This is a genomic window from Rhizobium sullae (assembly GCF_025200715.1).
Taxonomy (GTDB): Bacteria; Pseudomonadota; Alphaproteobacteria; order Rhizobiales; family Rhizobiaceae; genus Rhizobium; species Rhizobium sullae.
This window is the reverse complement of sequence record NZ_CP104146.1, coordinates 111,356-126,492: the sequence shown is the minus strand read 5'-3', so window position 1 is coordinate 126,492 and position 15,137 is coordinate 111,356. Positions and strand designations below refer to the sequence as shown.

The 15,137-nt window shown below is 56.6% G+C and carries 10 protein-coding genes and 9 pseudogenes; 7 read left to right on the top strand and 12 right to left on the bottom strand.

Annotated elements, in window-relative coordinates; all coding sequences use genetic code 11:
• The first annotated feature begins 177 nt into the window (after positions 1 to 177).
• The 3 genes and pseudogenes from N2599_RS37020 to N2599_RS37010 all read left to right on the top strand — a co-directional run.
• A complete protein-coding gene (locus tag N2599_RS37020) occupies positions 178 to 504 on the top strand; it encodes a hypothetical protein (RefSeq protein ID WP_027513766.1) in 327 nt (108 codons plus the stop codon).
• A gap of 17 nt (positions 505 to 521) precedes the next feature.
• Positions 522 to 920 carry a hypothetical protein gene (locus tag N2599_RS37015; protein WP_245209337.1) on the top strand — a complete coding sequence of 133 codons (399 nt, stop codon included), beginning with the start codon at positions 522 to 524 and terminating at the stop codon, positions 918 to 920.
• A 132-nt stretch (positions 921 to 1,052) separates the two neighbouring features.
• Positions 1,053 to 1,268, top strand: a pseudogene (locus N2599_RS37010) (IS66 family transposase); the annotation flags it as partial.
• 259 nt (positions 1,269 to 1,527) lie between these two features.
• On the opposite strand, the pseudogene N2599_RS37005 reads toward N2599_RS37010, so the two are convergent.
• The 6 genes and pseudogenes from N2599_RS37005 to N2599_RS36980 all read right to left on the bottom strand — a co-directional run.
• Positions 1,528 to 1,773: pseudogene (locus N2599_RS37005) on the bottom strand (IS6 family transposase); the annotation flags it as partial.
• Positions 1,774 to 1,836: 63 nt separating this feature from the next.
• The gene (locus tag N2599_RS37000; protein ID WP_027513763.1) at positions 1,837 to 3,039 is read right to left on the bottom strand and encodes a cytochrome P450; all 1,203 of its coding nucleotides are present in this window, start codon (positions 3,037 to 3,039) and stop codon (positions 1,837 to 1,839) included.
• Positions 3,040 to 3,700: 661 nt separating this feature from the next.
• Positions 3,701 to 4,044, bottom strand: a pseudogene (locus N2599_RS36995) (recombinase family protein); the annotation flags it as partial.
• 284 nt (positions 4,045 to 4,328) lie between these two features.
• A pseudogene (gene tnpC, locus N2599_RS36990) lies at positions 4,329 to 5,979 on the bottom strand (IS66 family transposase).
• A gap of 87 nt (positions 5,980 to 6,066) precedes the next feature.
• Positions 6,067 to 6,396, bottom strand: a complete 330-nt coding sequence (gene tnpB, locus N2599_RS36985; RefSeq protein ID WP_260308665.1) for an IS66 family insertion sequence element accessory protein TnpB — start codon at positions 6,394 to 6,396, stop codon at positions 6,067 to 6,069.
• Complete coding sequence (locus N2599_RS36980; protein ID WP_375714169.1) at positions 6,393 to 6,797, bottom strand: transposase; 405 nt, start codon at positions 6,795 to 6,797, stop codon at positions 6,393 to 6,395. Before N2599_RS36980 ends, tnpB begins: the two co-directional genes overlap by 4 nt.
• Before the next feature lie 76 nt (positions 6,798 to 6,873).
• On the opposite strand from N2599_RS36980, the pseudogene N2599_RS36975 reads away from it, so the two are divergent.
• A pseudogene (locus N2599_RS36975) lies at positions 6,874 to 7,269 on the top strand (IS3 family transposase); the annotation flags it as partial.
• A gap of 79 nt (positions 7,270 to 7,348) precedes the next feature.
• Here N2599_RS36975 and N2599_RS36970 read toward each other — a convergent pair.
• From N2599_RS36970 to glyA (N2599_RS36950), 5 genes and pseudogenes are all read right to left on the bottom strand, one after another.
• A complete protein-coding gene (locus tag N2599_RS36970) occupies positions 7,349 to 7,651 on the bottom strand; it encodes a hypothetical protein (RefSeq protein WP_245209345.1) in 303 nt (100 codons plus the stop codon).
• A gap of 308 nt (positions 7,652 to 7,959) precedes the next feature.
• Positions 7,960 to 8,862 (bottom strand): diaminopimelate epimerase, encoded by a 903-nt coding sequence (dapF, locus tag N2599_RS36965; protein WP_051336866.1) that lies wholly within the window; start codon positions 8,860 to 8,862, stop codon positions 7,960 to 7,962.
• Between the two features lie 108 nt (positions 8,863 to 8,970).
• Positions 8,971 to 9,936 (bottom strand): D-alanine--D-alanine ligase family protein, encoded by a 966-nt coding sequence (locus tag N2599_RS36960; RefSeq protein WP_084606789.1) that lies wholly within the window; start codon positions 9,934 to 9,936, stop codon positions 8,971 to 8,973.
• Between the two features lie 383 nt (positions 9,937 to 10,319).
• Positions 10,320 to 11,618 (bottom strand): serine hydroxymethyltransferase, encoded by a 1,299-nt coding sequence (glyA, locus tag N2599_RS36955; protein ID WP_260308663.1) that lies wholly within the window; start codon positions 11,616 to 11,618, stop codon positions 10,320 to 10,322.
• A 549-nt stretch (positions 11,619 to 12,167) separates the two neighbouring features.
• Positions 12,168 to 13,465 (bottom strand): annotated as a pseudogene (gene glyA / locus N2599_RS36950) (serine hydroxymethyltransferase).
• 543 nt (positions 13,466 to 14,008) lie between these two features.
• On the opposite strand from glyA (N2599_RS36950), the pseudogene N2599_RS36945 reads away from it, so the two are divergent.
• Positions 14,009 to 14,104: pseudogene (locus N2599_RS36945) on the top strand (IS6 family transposase); the annotation flags it as partial.
• Positions 14,074 to 14,349, top strand: a pseudogene (locus N2599_RS36940) (hypothetical protein); the annotation flags it as partial. The pseudogenes N2599_RS36945 and N2599_RS36940, both read left to right, overlap by 31 nt.
• Here the strand turns inward: N2599_RS36940 and N2599_RS36935 are convergent.
• A pseudogene (locus N2599_RS36935) lies at positions 14,337 to 14,480 on the bottom strand (Y-family DNA polymerase); the annotation flags it as partial. The pseudogenes N2599_RS36940 and N2599_RS36935 sit on opposite strands and share 13 nt — an antisense overlap.
• A 165-nt stretch (positions 14,481 to 14,645) precedes the next feature.
• Between N2599_RS36935 and N2599_RS36930 the strand changes: the two are divergent.
• Positions 14,646 to 15,116 (top strand): hypothetical protein, encoded by a 471-nt coding sequence (locus N2599_RS36930; RefSeq protein WP_027513962.1) that lies wholly within the window; start codon positions 14,646 to 14,648, stop codon positions 15,114 to 15,116.
• Positions 15,117 to 15,137 lie beyond the last annotated feature (21 nt).

Below are 15,137 nucleotides of genomic sequence, written 5' to 3'. Positions count from 1 at the left end.
GCCCAGCTGTAGGAGAATTACAGCGACATCGGAGTTGATGTCATCGAAGTTGCAGCAGATGAAAAAGCTGCAACAGCTGACAAGGCTAGAGCTCGGGTGCGCCATTGGGTAACCAATGGCTCCCGCATTCGAACATTCGGATCGCGTTCGACTACTCAGGCGAAATGGAAGCATTGGATGGATGCCAGTCTGTCTTTCCGATATCCACGGGTGTTTATTGTCGACCGAGACGGCAGCATCTGCATTATCGGCCACCCGGACTCGCTCGAGGACGTTTTGCCAAAAGTGATTGACGGCAGCTGGCACGCCAGCGCGGAAGCAAAAAATGTCGAAAAGGAGCGCATTGCTGAAGGCGAGATGCATGTTTCAGAGAAACCGTTTCGTGATCGAATTCGGGCGACTGCGGAGATTGAGGATTGGGAGACGGCGCTCTCTGCCAGTGAAGAGGGCACCAACCTGATCCCGGACAGCCTCTCCTTGCGCAAATGGCATGTCGGGATTTGATCGGAGGAATGCGCGACATGGATTCGGGCTGGATGGCGTTGGGCCAATTTGCTCGCGATCCAATTGAACGAAACTCTGAAGATTGGCTTCTCGCGGCGATTCAAGAACTCTTCGGTCTCTATGATTACTCGGGCCTTCCATCTGCGGAACGCTTTTCGATGGGCAAGGAGATCTCCGAACGAATCCTGAGCCTGTACCCGCAGCAGGATGCTCTCTCACGCGCTGAGTCTTACGAGACGATTGCCCGTTACTACGATGAGAGCGGCGACAACGATCGGGCTGTGGATTTGATCGAGCAGGCTTTGAATTTCGTAGAGGGAGAGCCTCTCCCGCACGAGGTCAAGCGGAAAGAACTTGGAGCGCTTGCTGCTGATCCTGGCGGAATACAAGGGCGTGGCTCCGTGGAAGCGGTTTGAAAAAAGAACCTGTTGGCGCTCCTCAGGCAGCGTCGACAGGAATTCTGACGAACCATTGAGTAAGAACGTATGGTTGATCCGACCGGATTGTCTTCAACACGTCGAGCAACCGTTGATGAACCGGCCGCAGATGCATCTTCGAAGCTCTTTGCCGACGAGACGACCGCGCCGGTGCTCGATCCGGGGCGCGGTAAGACCAAGACGAGTCAGCTCTGGGCTTATGCCCGCGACGACAGACCATGGCTGGGAACCGATCCACCCGGTGTCGTCTATGTCTATGCACCGGACCGCAAAGCTGAGCGCCCGATGACTCATCTCGACGGCTTCGTCGGCATTCTCCAGGTCGACGTGTGTGGACGCCCGGTAAATGCAAGCAAAATCTTACTTCCGGACCGGCATGTGGTCGGGTTCTGACGTGTGTCCGGCCTCAAAAAGCGACTTCAACACGTCGCGGGGCAATCCGGCTAGACGTGCTCTGGGTACTCATCAACCTAATAATTCTTCTGATCCTGTTTCTGACCGATTGCCCATAATCCTCTTTAGACCTCACCACACGGCACTGTAAACTTAACGCTGCGAAGACAAGATCTGGGAGTGAGGCTTTGGTTCAATCGGCGTGAAGGCGCGCGATTAGGCGCCATGCTTGCATGGCCGCTGCTCGCAGTTCTCGATGGTGGGTGGATGGAAAATCGTGGCGGGGAACGTTAAAGAGGTTGACGATCGGGTCGTGTACGGAAACGAAACGCTGAAGCTGTCGCGCTGACTTGAAGCGCTTCATGATCCTTTCCCGCCGTCGGACGGGTTGATGAGAGTTCTACGCCCGATTGCTCAGGCCCTTGTGCGAGCAATGCTCTGGCGCGCGCCGGGTGCGCCGGCAAATTGCGGAAAGATCGCGATTCCCGGTGGTGTCCGCGCATCACCAGAGCACCGGAAACTCCTCGAACCCGCCAGTGATAATATCTTTGCGCAACTTCAGTTCTTCGGGCGCCACGGCCAGGCGCAGCGTGGGGAAGCGCTGGAAGATCGAACCGAACACCACCTTGAGTTCCAGCCTGGCAAGCGCCTCGCCGATGCAGTAGTGCGGCCCGTAGGAGAACGCCAGGTGCGGTTTTTCGGCGCGTCCGATGTCGAAGTTTTCCGGGTCGTCGAAATGGTGTGGATCGAATGACGTCGCCGGCAGGCCGACCAGCACCTTGCTCTCCGCGGGAATATGGACGCCCGCGATCGTCACGTCCGTCCTCGGATAGCGCATGATGCCGTCCCAGCCCGCGCCCGGCGGGTACATGCGAAGGATTTCCTCCACCGCCTTGTCCACGAGGGATGGATCGCCGACCAGGCGTTCGCGCTGATGCGGATGGCGGGACATGGCCAGCAGGCCGAATTCGATCTGTGCGACGGTGCTCTCGTGCCCCGCCACTAGTATCCCCGCGGCCAGGCCGATCGCCTCTTCCTCGGTCGCCTTGCCCTGGTCAACCGCCGCGAGCAGATCCGTCAGCAGGTTGTCGCCCGGATCCTGGCGCTTGCCTCGCATCTTGCCGCGAATGTAGGTGCGCAATTCTCCCCAGGCCAGGAGCGCCGCGCTACGCGGGCCGCTTTCATGCTGGTGCGTCATCACTTCGTCGGACAGCTCGGCGAAAAAGGCGTGATCCTCGTAGGGTACGCCCATCAGCGCGCTGATGACCATGGCCGGAAGCGGAAAGGAGAGGTAGTGTCGCAGGTCGGCGGGCTGGGGCTGGGCCGCCAGCGTCTCGAACAACTGCGCGGCGATCGCCTCGATCTGCTGCGCGAGCAGCTTCACCCTGCGGTTGCTGAAGGCCGGCGCCACGATCGTGCGTAAGCGGGCATGCTCGCTGCCCTCGTGCGAGCCCAGCCACCCCGGCGAACCGAGAATCACCGTAGCCGGGGTGAATGCCGCCGGCGGCATTCCCGAGGGCCGAAAGGCCGCGTCGGACAGTACCGCCTTAGCTTCCTCGTAGCCTGTCACCCACCAGCCTTCATGCCCTGACGGGAAGCGCACGCGGTGGATCGGACCGTTGGCGCGTAACGCCAACATCTCGGGCGAGGGCTCGATGTGATCGACGCGCCACATCGGCAGCGTCGGCAAGGATTGTCCGGACATGACGGCACCTCACTCTCTATGTGATGAAAGGGCGGAAGGTGACCGGCAGGCGCTCCCGGCGGCCGCTAACTTAAGGCGGCATTGTAGAAGACGTCCTATGCGGCGATTGTCGGCGCCAGATACTCCACCGCACGAACAGCGGGGGAACACGCCGAGAATCTCGGCAACCTCGCCCAAGGACAACGAGCGCGATATCCTGTCGTCTGGAAATTGGAAACTGGCCGTTTGTAGCATGAATTTCCTCGTGACGTTTTATTGTCTTTATATCGTTGTTATCCCGTCACTGGCTAAACCAGTTGCCTGGGCCTGTCAACTCTCAACAGCCAACAAGCACTTGCCGCGCCAACAAACTTACCGGCTCCATCGGAGCAGAGCAGGCCTTTCGTCGCCTGATCTGGCCCTTCAAACCGGACCAGTTTTAGCTAGAGTTTCCCGGTTGCATCCTGGCTAGGGAAGGAACGGAAGACGATGAAGGTAGGACGCTCAGAAGGCGTTCATTCTGGAAGCAAAGTGATGAAGGTGCCTCGGGATCCACGGTGGGCGATACCTTCTCAGGGTATCTTCCCGCGCTTGATCCACGTCACAGCTATCGAGGTCGTGCAAACCTTGGAACGGGTGTGCCGGAACGTCGGCTATTAGAAGACGATCCCTGTCGATCGACGAGCTCATGCTCGTTGGAACTGCCCTTTAAACCCAAGAGCAGGCGGTCGTTGCCCTGGTGGGGCGCATAAACCGCTTCCTGGGCAACCAGGAACGGTATCGACAACACCGCAAATCTCGATGAGTTGTTGCCAGTCCCAGCTGTTTCGGGCGACGCGCTAAATCTCACGCGCGGCCACTGTCAACCTTGCCAAGGCAGATTTCGCCACCATACGGTCAAATCCAGCGCGGATCACGCCACCGGCGGCCGAACTACAAAAGGCGTCTCTCTATATGCGACCAGCCAAGCGCGGCCAGCCGGTCGCGCATGGAGTATTGGAGGGCGCTGCTTTCGCGATTGTGCAGAACCTGGTGAGCCTAATACCGCCAAGCATAGGTGACATCGAACCTGTCGCCGCCGGGACCGATGGCCTTTCATCCCCGTTAGTCGCATAGAACGGCGTCACCGCAGCGGACCGTGCACCCGTCGATCTCCACGTCCTGGTTGGCATTACGGAAAGGCCAATTGGACACTGTGCTGCCCGCAAGGTATGCGGCGTCTCCGTCCCATTGATTATGCGGTTGCAACGGTCAGGTCTTTTGCTTGCTGGTGGTTCTGTGAGCTCGTCGAGGAGTCCCGGACGAGGTCATTATGAGGCACTGATCCGTTGCGCATAGGCCCAGGGCATCAGGGCGTCGATGTCTTTGGCGAGGTGGCCATTTGCGAGGCTGATGAAGAGATCGCGCAGGTAGGCATATGGTTCAACGCCATTCATCTTACATGTGCCGATCAGGCTGGCGAAACGGGCCCAATTACGGCCACCCTCGTCATGCCCGGCAAACAGCGCGTTGCGGCGATTCATGGCTGGGCTGCGGATTGCATTTTCGACGAGGTTGGAGTCGATGTCGACGCAGCCGTCGTCGAGGAATAGCCGGAAGCCGTCCTGGCGTTTCAGCATATAGGCCATGGCTTCGCCGAGGTCGGACTTGCGCGAGACGCGCGCGGCCTGAGCTGTCAGCCAGGTGAAGAACTCGTCCACCAGCGAGCGGGACAGGTTCTGGCGGATAGCCCGGCGATGATCGGGATCACAACCTCGGATGCTGTCCTCGATCTTGTAGAGAGCGGCGATGCGCAACAACGCCTCGTCGACGATGGGCGAACCCTTCTTCGGCTGGGACTTGATCAGTTTTCTGCGGCCATGTGCCCAGCAGAAGGCCAGCCTCAACGGATCGCCACTCGTGCGTTTTGGCGTGGCGAGATGGGAGTAGCCGCCATAGGCATCGACCTGGATCGTGCCGTCGAAGCCGTCGAGGATTTCTGCGGCATATTCGCCTTTACGCCCCGGCCGATAATGGAACACCACGCCCGGCGGCGCAGATCCGTTCCAGCCGCGGTCGTCGCGCAGAATAGCCCAGAGATAGCCAGTTTTCGTCTTGCCGCGGCCCGGATCCAACACCCGGGGCCGTGGTCTCGTCGACATAAAGTCTTGAACTGCCCTGTTTCAGGAGCATGGCCATGCGGTCTACCACCGGCGCGATCGCAGCACCCGTCCGCCCCATCCAATCGGCCAGGACCGTGCGGTCGATCGGCACTCCGTGTCGGGCCATGACTGTCGCCTGACGGTTGAGCGGCATATGTTCGGAAGGCTTGGACACGGCGATCTGCGCCAACAGGGCTTCGGTCGGCCAGCTGCCTTCCAACAGATGTGCCGGCGCCCTGGCCTGAACCACGCCGGTGCGGCCCTTGGGACACGCGTATTTCGGGCGGATCGTGACGATCACCTGATAGCAAGCCGGAATTTGATCGAGCCGTTCCGTCCGATCTTCGCCGATCCGCACCATGTTGCCGCAACCACAGGGGCAAGCAATGCTATCGGGCTCGATCACCCGCTCGACTCGCGGCAGGTGCTCAGGCAGCGAGCGCGCCTTGCGCTGTTTGCGCGGGACGGCCTTTTCGGGATCGGATCCGCTGGCCGCGATCTTTCCCTCGACAACAGCGATCTGGGCCTGTGTTTCGGCAATCGCCGTCTCAAGGTCTTCCAGCGCCAGTTCCATCTGCGCCGGATCGAGCTTTTCCGATTTCGGCCCGAACTTCGTGCGGCGGTAATCCTGAACCTGGCTCTCCAGCTTCTCGATCAATTCCTTCAGCTCGCTGATGAAGGCGTCCTTTTCGGCCACCACCGCCTGCTCATGCTGGCGTGCCGCACGCTCGACCGACAGCTCGAACTGCACCGCCGCAAAGGCTTTCAATACCTCGACAGGAAGGTCCGGGAACTGGCTGAGATCGATCGGTTGCGACATGCGTCTTCATAGCAAATCGAAGCAGAAAAGCCCAATAAAACAATGCCAAAATCAAGCAGGTGAGTCATCCTGCCGCACTCGGCGCTGTTACCCGCCGCGCCATAACTCGTCGCCAGTCGATCCTTCGAACAAGGCTTCGTATTGAGCCCGAGAAAGACGCATCGTTCCATCCTGCACCTTGGGCCAGGCAAAACTGCCCTGTTCCAGGATTTTGTAGGTCAGCACCATTCCGGTGCCATCCCATACCAGGATTTTCAGACGATCGCCGCGCTTCGACCGGAAGACCACGGTGACGCCGGAATGCGGATCAAGCTTCAACTCGGTCTGCACCATCAATGCCAGCGCCTGGTGGCCACAGCGGAAGTCCACCGGCCGCGTCGCGATCAGGATCGGCAATCGTTGGCCCGCGACGATCATGCCGTCCCTCGCATCGCCCGCACCAGGAGGTCTGCGCCTATTTCTACTGTCATGATCCCCGAAGTGATCTCGACCGGCTCCGGTATTGGTGATGCAGCCTCCTTCGGCTCCGTCGTAATCGCCAGGGGCACAAAGGCAGGCACGAATGCTCCGCTATCCTCGCAAGGAACCCCTGCCATCAGTTCCGCAGGCAGCGCCAGAAGTCCCTGACGCGCCTGCCGGCGCCAGTCCGATAGCTGGTGCGCAAGCAGATCATGGCGACGCGCAACATCAACAACCCGCGTACCGGGTTGAAGGCTCTCCGCTACAATCCGCGCCTTCAGATCATTGGGCCATCGCCGGTTTCCACGACGAGGCTCGACAACTTCGCATCGCCCAACAAATCCCTCACCATCCGCCATTCCAAATCTCCAGCTCTTGCCGAAAACCTTCTGCAGAAACCTCAATGTTCAGAAACATGCGGAATCAATGGGGCGTAGGCGGCGCATACGCTGGGATACCGGTGATCGGCTCCATCGCCAACTGGCAGTCAATGCTCTTCGAAAAGCCATTATCATGCGTCGACCAAAGCCTGGCCTGATCCATCACTCCGACCGCGGCAGTCAATATTGTTCAGTTGACTATCAGGCCCTGCTGCGCAGCAATGGCATCCTAATCTCGATGTCAGGAAAGGGAAACTGCTATGATAACGCCATGGTCGAAACGTTCTTCAAGACGTTGAAATCAGAGCTTATCTGGAGGACCATCTATCAGACGCGAAATCAGGCCGAAATTGCCATTGCCCGCTACATCGATGGCTTCTACAATCCCACCCGGCGGCACTCGGCGCTTGACTACCTAAGCCCCGCACAGTTCGAGACACTGGCCGCATGATCTGAAAATGCCTCTCCACTTCTCCGAAGCAAGTCCAGCTTGCGACACGCCCAAACCAGAATTAGCGCACGCCCATTCTTCAGCCGGCAATCATCGCGAGCTCCGTCTGCACATAATCAAAGCGGATCGTACCGACCTGTCGCGCGATCTCATCTGCGCTCTTCTTGAACACGCCGAAGAGGTTTGCTAACACCGCATCATGTTTCCGCTTGTCCATCCCGGATTTCTGCTTTTCCAATCCGTAATCAAATTTTCCCAAGAGTAGTAAGGCGCAGTTTTTGTCGGGTCGCATGCAGAAGACCAAGGCGCCTCTATCCTCAAACTCCTGCATGAGGAACGCATCGTCAGACGCGATACCGGAAGTTAATTCGTAGACCTGCATGAGCCTTGATCTAGTTATTTCATAGTCCTCTGAGCTTTCGATAACGCCTCCCAGCACTAGATATGGCAGTCTGCTGGAACTGCGCAGCCAAACCTTTGTTCCGTCGGCTTTCAGAAATATTTCAACCTCCTACCATTTCAGAAATCACGATCGTTGGATGGGTAGCGAGCGTGGCCGCGGTATGATGTTCTCGAAAGCGCGTCCAGCCACGATCCGCACTTATTGTCGAGCACAAAGCCGGACGCTTCCTGCCCAGATACGACGACGGCCCAATTCAAACCTCCATCATTCGACAAGGCATTGAGCTATCAATGATTCCATATGACCTTGCCCCCTTCTATAAAACCATGGCAACAAAACGCGACTGGTCCGGTCATGACAGCCATGTCTCCGTGCAAAATCTCAATTTTCAGCGATCCAGCTGAAAGGTGAACGACAATTCTGCTGGAGGTCATGAGGCCTCGTTTCAGTGCAGCGTACGCGGCAACGCACGCGCCGGTTCCACATGACTTGGTCAATATCCCAGGTCGCTCCCAGACGGCAAGTCGCAGCGTCTGCTCGTCGAGAACTTCGGCTGCACCCACATTAACGCCGTCGGGAAACAGCGAATCATTCTGCACCACGGGCGCATAGTGCGCCATATCAAGCTCTTCGAGTTGATCGACGAAGAAGACTGCATGCGGATTGCCAATGTTGAGTGCGACACCGTCCTTTAGTGGTCCGCTTTGCAGGGGTAGGTGAAGTGTATCAACATAGTTGGCCAAGGGAATTCTGCGCCAGTCCATACTGATCGGCCCGAGCGTGACGCTGATCTGCATTGATCCCGCCTTGCGGCAGTGAAGGACGCCTGCTCGCGTTTCAATCTGCACCTCGTCCCCGCCGGTCTCCTCGAGGAGTAGATGTGCTACGCAGCGAGTGGCATTGCCGCACGCGCCGACCTCCTTGCCATCGGTGTTAAAGATCCTCATCGCCGCGTAGGCACCGGCCTTGTATCCCTCGTGTGAGGCGTGCTCAATGGTGAGCAGTTGCTCGCCTCCCACACCGGTGTGGCTATCGCAGATGCGGACGATGTCACCCTGATCGAGACATTTTGGTCCGTTCCGCGAATCTAAAATCACGAAATAGTTCTGCAGGCCATGCATCTTGATGAACGGCCAATGCCCAAGCAAGGCATTTGGTGGAGGGCACGAAAGGAAGCTGATGTGTGTCATTTTGTTCTGTCCAGCTTGATAGGGTCTGTAATTAAAAGGAAACCACTTGCGTTACGCCCGTCCGCGTACCTCGTCACAATGATCGACACATGCATTACCCAACCAAATTTAGACCATTAGCTGCCCGGGGGGGATTTGTGCAGCAGTGCTCAGTGTGAGGAAGTCTTCGAATGAGAACCGCGATAGGAAGGAGAGTGGCGCAGTACTGTCAGGGTGCAGCCCTGGAATTGTATTTGCCTCTAGATAGACGGGGGCACTGTCGCGGTAGATAAAGTCTAACCGTACAAGCCCTTTGCAGTTCAATTGCTTATAAAGCATCAGGGCATCATTGCGGACACGTTCTGCCGCCGGTCCATGGAGTATCCTGGATTTGGGACGAATCTTCAGCTGGTCATCAAAAAAACGCCGGCCGTCTGGAATGTCGAACACTACGGCATCGCCAATAACAAACTCAGGGCCAACCTGAAAGATACCGACGGTACCGGATGCTCCTTCGATGAATTCTTCAAGGCGCCATCTGGAGCGGTCACAAGGTTCAATTTGGCTAATTGCCTCCGCAGATGCAGCCTGGCCATCCAACATCTTGATTCCCAGGCTGGACCCCTCATCAATTGGTTTCAGGACCAGCACCTTCGATTGCTGGAGTTCGCCTGGCCAGGTGCGCGGATCTTCCAGCGTTGTTACCAAACGGCCGTAAGGGACTGGATAGCCCCAAGCTCGAAGCAATGCGACAAAGACTTCTTTGTTCATTCCAATTGCAGAGGCTAGGACTGATGGACCGGAATATGGAACACGTAGGGTGTCAAGGAATCCCTGGATCCTACCGTCTTCGCCTCCCGCGCCATACACAACATTTAGCACGAAGTCGCATTGGCGGACGGCACTGAGCAAGTGATCCACCTCGTCTGGGTCCACAACTTCAACTGAACGGCAAAGTTTTTGAAGGTATGGCAATAGTGCATTTTTGGTTTCAAGAGAGCCTCCGCGCTCAGTTGATGAACCTCCAGCAAGAAGAACCAAATCCGACTTGGATAGAACTTCTCGTGCGGCCGAAAGTAGTTTTGAATCTTGCATTTGACAGTCCTCATTGATTGTGAAACCGGAACAACTTCAAAGACCACTTCTCAGTTTAAGTGACGAGCTTTCACGAGACTGTGCTTCCTTCCTTGGCTTCATTGATCACGCTGACACTCCAGAGCGGCAAATTCAGTTGTTAACCGCCGCCCGACCTCTAATGTGCAACAAACATGCCAACTAGCCAAAAAAGCTCAAAGCAGACGATTCGCTTAAAATTCAATGTATGCGCCGCCTCCATCCCGTTCATTGCGCGTGTTTGTGAACATTGAGGTTTCTACAAAGGCTGGTTCGAGTGAGCGGCTATTGTCGCAAGCCACGGCCCATCAGCGCCATTGGCCCATTGGGCGCGTAAGTGGAGCGGACTGCGCTGCATGTGCGCATCAAATCCGCCGCAACTTTGTATTGTTGGGGTACAGTGGAAACGTTGATGCCATGGCTGAAACTTTTCCGGCGATTGCGGGATCAATCTTGACGGAGCTTCCGGGGGTGACGCCTCCAACCCGATCGAGAACATCCGCTATGAGTTCTGCTAGCTCGGAAGCCTCGGCCTCTCCCATGCCTCGAGCGGCAATCGCAGACGTTCCCATCCGAAGACCCGAGGTCACGTTGGGAGATTCTGTATCATGTGGAACGAGATTGCGGTTGGTCGTTACACCGTGATCTTCCAACGCGTTTTGAGCAACATCGCCGGTCAAACCCTTATTCCTCAAATCGACCATCGCGAAGGGAGTGTCTGTTCCTCCGGTGACAATCTGGTAGCCACGCGAACTGAGACCGGAAGCCAACGTCCTCGCGCAGTTCAGCACACGACTTGTATATTCAGCGAATTCGGGTTTAAGCGCTTCGCCAAAACAAACAGCCTTGGCCGCCATCACGTTCGGGTGCGGCCCGCCTTGGATACCGGGGAACACTGCTGAATCGATCTTCCGACCCATGGCCGCATCGCGGCAAACGACCAGACCTCCGCGAGGGCCGCGTAGATTTTTGTTGGTCGTGGATGTCAGGAAGTCGATGTGCGGAAATGGGCTCGGGTACTGCTTGCCTGCGATTAGCCCAGAGAAATGTGCGACATCCGCCAAGGTCGCTGCGCCTACCTCGGCTGCGATCGCCGATACCCTTTGGAAGTCGATTGCTCGTGGATAAGACGAACCCCCGACGATTATGAGCTTCGGTCGATGTTCACGCGCCAGCTGCTCCATCGCATCGTAATCGATGAAGCCTTCATCTGTTGTTCCGTAAGAAACGGTGTTGAACCATCGACCTGACAAGTTGGATTTGAGCCCGTGACTCAAGTGCCCCCCAGAGGCGAGGTCCATGCTCAGCACGGTGTCGCCAGGGCTTAAGGTCGCGAAATAAACCGCCTGGTTCGCTTGGGTACCGGAATGAGGCTGCACATTTGCATGCCCTCCCCCGAACATCGCCTTCGCCCGCTCAATCGCCAACCGCTCGATTGCATCAAAGTTCTCGACGCCAGCGTGGTATCTCTTGCCGGGGTAACCTTCAATCGTCGCAAACACGACCATCGAATTCATGGCTTCACGAGCAGCCCGGCTGAGGTAGTTCTTTGGCGCAACAAGCTCGATTTGACCACGTAGGCGCGCTTCCTCGGCAGCGATGTGGAGGGCGACTTCGGGGTCCGCGTCGGCGAGCGTCTCATCGAAGAACCAAGTATTATCCACCGGCTTATTCTCCTTCCTGCGTTTTTAACTGTACTAGCCGTGCAATTTCAATGCCAGTCCCTTAAAGTCTGTTCAAGAAAAGGCGTATCTGCCGAGCCTTCTTGAATAGCCTCAAAAAATAAGAATGGTTGTGTCAACAACCTGACGCGGGGCTTGTCGAATTCGTGACAATGGTGTTCGGCTCGGTATTCTATTGCACTCAGTTAAGGTCAAATGCTGTAGGTCAGCACCATTCCGGTGCCATCCCATACCAGGATTTTTAGACGGCCCCACGCTTCGACCGGAAGATCACGGTAACCCCGAAATGCGGCTCAAGCTTCAACTCGGTGAGCAACAAACATGCCAACTAGCCAAAAAAGCTCAAAGCAGACGATTCGCTTAAAATTCAATGTATGCGCCGCCTCCATCCCGTTCATTGCGCGTGTTTGTGAACATTGAGGTTTCTACAAAGGCTGGTTCGAGTGAGCGGCTATTGTCGCAAGCCACGGCCCATCAGCGCCATTGGCCCATTGGGCGCGTAAGTGGAGCGGACTGCGCTGCATGTGCGCATCAAATCCGCCGCAACTTTGTATTGTTGGGGTACAGTGGAAACGTTGATGCCATGGCTGAAACTTTTCCGGCGATTGCGGGATCAATCTTGACGGAGCTTCCGGGGGTGACGCCTCCAACCCGATCGAGAACATCCGCTATGAGTTCTGCTAGCTCGGAAGCCTCGGCCTCTCCCATGCCTCGAGCGGCAATCGCAGACGTTCCCATCCGAAGACCCGAGGTCACGTTGGGAGATTCTGTATCATGTGGAACGAGATTGCGGTTGGTCGTTACACCGTGATCTTCCAACGCGTTTTGAGCAACATCGCCGGTCAAACCCTTATTCCTCAAATCGACCATCGCGAAGGGAGTGTCTGTTCCTCCGGTGACAATCTGGTAGCCACGCGAACTGAGACCGGAAGCCAACGTCCTCGCGCAGTTCAGCACACGACTTGTATATTCAGCGAATTCGGGTTTAAGCGCTTCGCCAAAACAAACAGCCTTGGCCGCCATCACGTTCGGGTGCGGCCCGCCTTGGATACCGGGGAACACTGCTGAATCGATCTTCCGACCCATGGCCGCATCGCGGCAAACGACCAGACCTCCGCGAGGGCCGCGTAGATTTTTGTTGGTCGTGGATGTCAGGAAGTCGATGTGCGGAAATGGGCTCGGGTACTGCTTGCCTGCGATTAGCCCAGAGAAATGTGCGACATCCGCCAAGGTCGCTGCGCCTACCTCGGCTGCGATCGCCGATACCCTTTGGAAGTCGATTGCTCGTGGATAAGACGAACCCCCGACGATTATGAGCTTCGGTCGATGTTCACGCGCCAGCTGCTCCATCGCATCGTAATCGATGAAGCCTTCATCTGTTGTTCCGTAAGAAACGGTGTTGAACCATCGACCTGACAAGTTGGATTTGAGCCCGTGACTCAAGTGCCCCCAGAGGCGAGGTCCATGCTCAGCACGGTGTCGCCAGGGCTTAAGGTCGCGAAATAAACCGCCTGGTTCGCTTGGGTACCGGAATGAGGCTGCACATTTGCATGCCCTCCCCCGAACATCGCCTTCGCCCGCTCAATCGCCAACCGCTCGATTGCATCAAAGTTCTCGACGCCAGCGTGGTATCTCTTGCCGGGGTAACCTTCAATCGTCGCAAACACGACCATCGAATTCATGGCTTCACGAGCAGCCCGGCTGAGGTAGTTCTTTGGCGCAACAAGCTCGATTTGACCACGTAGGCGCGCTTCCTCGGCAGCGATGTGGAGGGCGACTTCGGGGTCCGCGTCGGCGAGCGTCTCATCGAAGAACCAAGTATTATCCACCGGCTTATTCTCCTTCCTGCGTTTTTAACTGTACTAGCCGTGCAATTTCAATGCCAGTCCCTTAAAGTCTGTTCAAGAAAAGGCGTATCTGCCGAGCCTTCTTGAATAGCCTCAAAAAATAAGAATGGTTGTGTCAACAACCTGACGCGGGGCTTGTCGAATTCGTGACAATGGTGTTCGGCTCGGTATTCTATTGCACTCAGTTAAGGTCAAATGCTGTAGGTCAGCACCATTCCGGTGCCATCCCATACCAGGATTTTTAGACGGCCCCACGCTTCGACCGGAAGATCACGGTAACCCCGAAATGCGGCTCAAGCTTCAACTCGGTGAGCAACAAACATGCCAACTAGCCAAAAAAGCTCAAAGCAGACGATTCGCTTAAAATTCAATGTATGCGCCGCCTCCATCCCGTTCATTGCGCGTGTTTGTGAACATTGAGGTTTCTACAAAGGCTGGTTCGAGTGAGCGGCTATTGTCGCAAGCCACGGCCCATCAGCGCCATCCGCCATGCCAAATCTCCAGCTCTTGCCGGAAACCTTCTGGCAGAAGAACATGCCAAAGATCGGCAGCTTCCGATCCTTCATCACCGCGCGTCGAACGATTGCTGGGTTCGAAGCCATGCTGTGGCCGAGGAAGGGCAAATTCTGCTCGGCTTCCGCGACGTGCCGGTCGACAATTCCTCGCTCTCCAAAGCGCCCGACATCGCCGCGACCGAGCCGCACCATGTCCAGGTGTTCATCGGCGCTGGCCGGGAGGCCGCGAGCAGCGACGAATTCGAACGGCGGCTGTTCACGCTTCGCAAGGTGATCTCCAACCGCATCTATGCGGAAGCCGATGGTGGCGATCTCGGCTTCTATATCGTGTCGCTGTCGACCACGGCCGTTCGGTCTGTTCCCTCGAAGGGAACGACGCCGACCGGCCGGCCGCGCAAGCGCCTGTCGCACTGTTGTTCAACGCTCGCGAAGAAGCCGTCAAAATCCAAATAGAGCCGTTCGATGGTTTCCGGCTTGCGCATGTCCACTCCTTTCACGAGAACAAAAGCAGAGCACCGGTCGACGGTTCCCCGTCAAGAGGAATTTTTTCTTATCCGCTGCAAAAGAGCTGCTGAACTTGATATCGATGTCGATTTGCGTTTGCGCTTGCATGCTTTAAAAGTGACGATCGGGCGAAGGAATAAGCGGTGGACGAAAAGTTTCGTAAGTTTGCGGACGCGCTGCATCCGAAATTCGATCAACTGATTTTCATGGAGCCCGTGGTGACGGGCAAGCTACCAAAGGTCGTCCCCAGCAGTGGCGTTTACCTCTTCTCGGAAAACGGCACCCATTTGTACGTGGGAAGGACAGGTAGGATGCGAGGGCGCTATGGCGATCACTCCCGACCGAGCGCGAACCACAATGATGCTCCCTTCGCCTTCAAGCTTGCACGGGAAGCAACAGGATTCCTAAAATCTGCTTATAAAACCGGCCCAGAAAGCCGCAAAGGACTATCATCAAACGAAGCATTCAACGAAGCCTTTAGGGCTGCAAAGGCACGCATTCGCACGATGGAATTTCGTTTTGTCGAGGAAATCGATCCCACGACACAATGCCTGCTTGAGGTCTATGCCAGCGTCGTGCTGGCGACCCCCTATAATGACTTTGACAATCACTGATTCTCTTAGCTCGACTTTGTA

What these genes read in the sequence shown, in the direction of transcription:
- N2599_RS36960 (WP_084606789.1), bottom strand. Translation starts at nt 9,936, where the DNA reads ATGCAAGATTCAAAACTACTTTCGGCCGCACGAGAAGTTCTATCCAAG.
- N2599_RS36970 (WP_245209345.1), bottom strand. Translation starts at nt 7,651, where the DNA reads ATGCAGGTCTACGAATTAACTTCCGGTATCGCGTCTGACGATGCGTTC.
- tnpB (WP_260308665.1), bottom strand. Translation starts at nt 6,396, where the DNA reads ATGATCGTCGCGGGCCAACGATTGCCGATCCTGATCGCGACGCGGCCG.
- N2599_RS37000 (WP_027513763.1), bottom strand. Translation starts at nt 3,039, where the DNA reads ATGTCCGGACAATCCTTGCCGACGCTGCCGATGTGGCGCGTCGATCAC.
- dapF (WP_051336866.1), bottom strand. Translation starts at nt 8,862, where the DNA reads ATGACACACATCAGCTTCCTTTCGTGCCCTCCACCAAATGCCTTGCTT.
- N2599_RS37015 (WP_245209337.1), top strand. Translation starts at nt 522, where the DNA reads ATGGATTCGGGCTGGATGGCGTTGGGCCAATTTGCTCGCGATCCAATT.
- N2599_RS36980 (WP_375714169.1), bottom strand. Translation starts at nt 6,797, where the DNA reads ATGGCGGATGGTGAGGGATTTGTTGGGCGATGCGAAGTTGTCGAGCCT.
- N2599_RS37020 (WP_027513766.1), top strand. Translation starts at nt 178, where the DNA reads ATGGATGCCAGTCTGTCTTTCCGATATCCACGGGTGTTTATTGTCGAC.